Here is a 3,012-nt window from a genome sequence, read left to right as displayed (position 1 = left end):
AGAATATCCTGCTGTAAGTACGCTCCTGCAGCAACCCAACCTGGATGCAGACCTGAAAAAGATAGGAGAAAAAGTGCTGGCCCAGCAGCGGATTACACCGGAAGAGGGCATTATCCTGTTTGAAAAAGGGGACGTAACATTTTTAGGCGCCCTGGCCAACCAGATGAGGGAACGCCTGCACGGGCACAAAACCTACTTTAACCGCAACTTTCATATAGAGCCTACCAACGTTTGCATTTTCACCTGTAAGTTCTGCGCATACTCCCGCTCCTACAAGCACAAGGAAGAAGGCTGGGAACTGAGCACAGACCAGATGCTGGACATTGTAAAAGGCTATGATGGCAAACCCGTAACCGAAGTACATATTGTAGGCGGGGTGCATCCTAAAATGAACCTGGAATTCTTCTGTGACCTGATGCGCAAAATAAAAGCTCACCGCCCGGACCTGCACATTAAAGGTTTTACCGCCGTGGAGCTGGATTATATGTTCCGCAAAGCAAAGGTAAGTGTGGAAGAAGGCATGCGTATTATGAACGAAGCCGGCCTGCAATCCATGCCCGGTGGCGGTGCAGAGATCTTTGCACCGGAGATCCGTTCACAGATCTGCCACGATAAGGTGGATGCAGAAGGCTGGTTAAACATTCACCGCACCGCACACAATCTGGGCATGCACACCAATGCCACCATGCTGTACGGCCATATAGAACAGTATCATCACCGCATAGATCATATGGAACGCCTGCGCCAGCTGCAGGATGAAACCCATGGCTTCAATACCTTTATACCGCTGAAGTTCCGTAACAAGGATAATGAAATGTCGCACGTAAAGGAATCCGGTATTATTGAGGACCTGAAGATGTATGCCGTAGCGCGTTTGTATATGGATAACTTCCCCCACCTGAAAGCCTACTGGCCTATGCTGGGCAGAAGCACCTCACAGCTCACCTTATCCTTTGGGGTAAATGACCTGGACGGCACTATTGACGATACTACCAAGATCTACTCTATGGCCGGTGCGGAAGAGCAAAACCCTTCCCTGAACACTGCGCAGCTGGCCATGCTCATTAAACAAGCCGGCCGCCGCCCTGTGGAACGTGATACCGTGTATAACGAGATCAAAGATTACACGGATGAGGTGTTTACAGAAGAAGAGCTGGCTAAGAATTAATTACGAATTGGTCAATTACGAATTACGAATTAAGTACTCCGTATAGAGATATCACACGGAAAAGCAAATTATAAAAAACGCTTAATGTTGAACGTGAAGGCATACATTCCCCGTTCAACATTAAGCGTTTCGCATTCACACCGGGTATTCCCACTCTCCTCTATACTTCCTTTGCAACAGCTTATTCGCCTCTTCATCATTTTTGATCAGCTGCTGTTCCCCATCCCACTCAATGCTACGGCCTAATTTATAAGACAGCATACCCAGCAGGCTCATATTGGTAGAGCGTTGCCCAATAGCAATATCGCACACCGGTGAATGATTTTGCTGAATAGATTGCATAAAATCAGCCCACAGCTCCGGGATGTTCTGATCATCAGGCTTATGCAGCACCGGCGCCTCATGAATAATAGATTTGTTCTTGTCAGATGGGTAAAACGTCCAGCCATCCAGCCAGCCCATATGAAAGGTACCCTCTGTGCCGTAAAAGTAACAGCCTACATTGCTCTTTTCCGCTTCATTACCGGCATACATGCGGTGTTCCCAGGTAGCGGTAAAGGATTCAAATTCAAAGATCACGTTCTGCGTATCCGGTGCATCAGTATTATCTTTTTTAATGAAACGGTTGGCGGATGAGAACACTTTGCGCGGGTATTTTTCCTCTGTCCACCACAAGATCTGATCCATCCAGTGAATGCCCCAGTCGCCCAGCTGCCCGTTGGCATAATCCAGGTATTGCCGGAAACCTTTGGGGTGAATAGTTGGGTTGTAGGGATGTAAAGGGGCAGGCCCGCACCACATATCCCAGTTCAGGCCCTGAGGCACGCTTTCATCGGCCACCTTCTTACCTTCTCCCCCGCCGTAATGCACAAAAGCCCGTACCATCCCTATTTTCCCGGCTTTGCCCGACTTCAGGAAGTTAATGCCGGAAATATTATGCGGCGATACCCGGCGGTGCGTACCCACCTGTACCACCCGGTTATACTGGCGGGCCGCTTTTACCATGGCCTTACCTTCATTAATGGTATGGCAGATGGGTTTTTCCACATACACATGCGCGCCCTGCTGCATGGCTGCAATGGCAATAAGCGGGTGCCAGTGGTCAGGCGTAGCAACGATCACTACTTCCGGTTTTTCTTTATGCAGCAGCTCACGGTAATCCCTATACGTTTTAGGTTTATCAGATGTAAGGGTATTAATAACAGTAAGCGCCGCATTGGCCTGCCGTTCATCCACATCGCAAATGGCTATGAGCTTGCAGCCGCCGTGCTGCAGGGCGCTGCGTAAAATATTCATGCCCCACCAACCGGAGCCAATGAGCGCCAGCTTATAAGGCGCTGTACGTTGTAAGGATGATAACAAGGGTAATGCGGAATAAGCAACTCCTGCCTGAGCAGTGTTCTTGAGGAATGATCTGCGATGCATATGTGTGGAATTTTAGGAAAGCTGAAGGCAGAAAGCAAAAAGCAGAAAGCTAAATGCAAGGGTTCCGGCTTTCTGCTTTGCGCTTTTAGCTTTCAGCTTAAAAATAAAAAACTTTCCTAACTTCAGGGTCATGAGACCTGTAAAAATGCTGATAACTACTTCTAAATGGATCTTCAACGTGGCTTTTTGCCTGTACATTGCCGGCTGCGGCAACCGTACCGCCAATAACACTGCCACCACTACTACCACCGATACATCCACGGTGGCTACTTCCTCAGATAATGGACCTCAGTTCAAAAAAGAGGGCGAGCTGTATTTTATTGGTAAAAAAAATAACGATACCCTCCACAAGATAGAGATGGAGGTAGCCGAAACAGACGATGAAAGGGCCCAGGGCCTGATGCGCCGCAGATCTATGA

Annotated in this window: 2 protein-coding genes and 1 pseudogene; 2 read left to right on the top strand and 1 reads right to left on the bottom strand. The window is 48.5% G+C overall.

All coding sequences use genetic code 11. The annotated features are described in order from the left end of the window. A partial coding sequence (mqnE, locus tag VIM87_RS05455; protein WP_331995999.1) for an aminofutalosine synthase MqnE occupies positions 1–1,168 on the top strand: 1,168 nt, incomplete at its 5' end. 135 nt (positions 1,169–1,303) lie between these two features. Here the strand turns inward: mqnE and VIM87_RS05450 are convergent. Then, positions 1,304–2,593, bottom strand: a complete 1,290-nt coding sequence (locus VIM87_RS05450; protein WP_331995998.1) for a Gfo/Idh/MocA family oxidoreductase — start codon at positions 2,591–2,593, stop codon at positions 1,304–1,306. Positions 2,594–2,723: 130 nt separating this feature from the next. Between VIM87_RS05450 and VIM87_RS05445 the strand changes: the two are divergent. Then, positions 2,724–3,012 (top strand): annotated as a pseudogene (locus VIM87_RS05445) (DUF192 domain-containing protein); the annotation flags it as partial.

It is taken from the genome of Chitinophaga sp. (assembly GCF_036569125.1).
Taxonomy (GTDB): domain Bacteria; phylum Bacteroidota; class Bacteroidia; order Chitinophagales; family Chitinophagaceae; genus Chitinophaga.
Note: the sequence above shows the minus strand (reverse complement) of the source record. Positions and strands in the feature narration are given on the sequence as shown.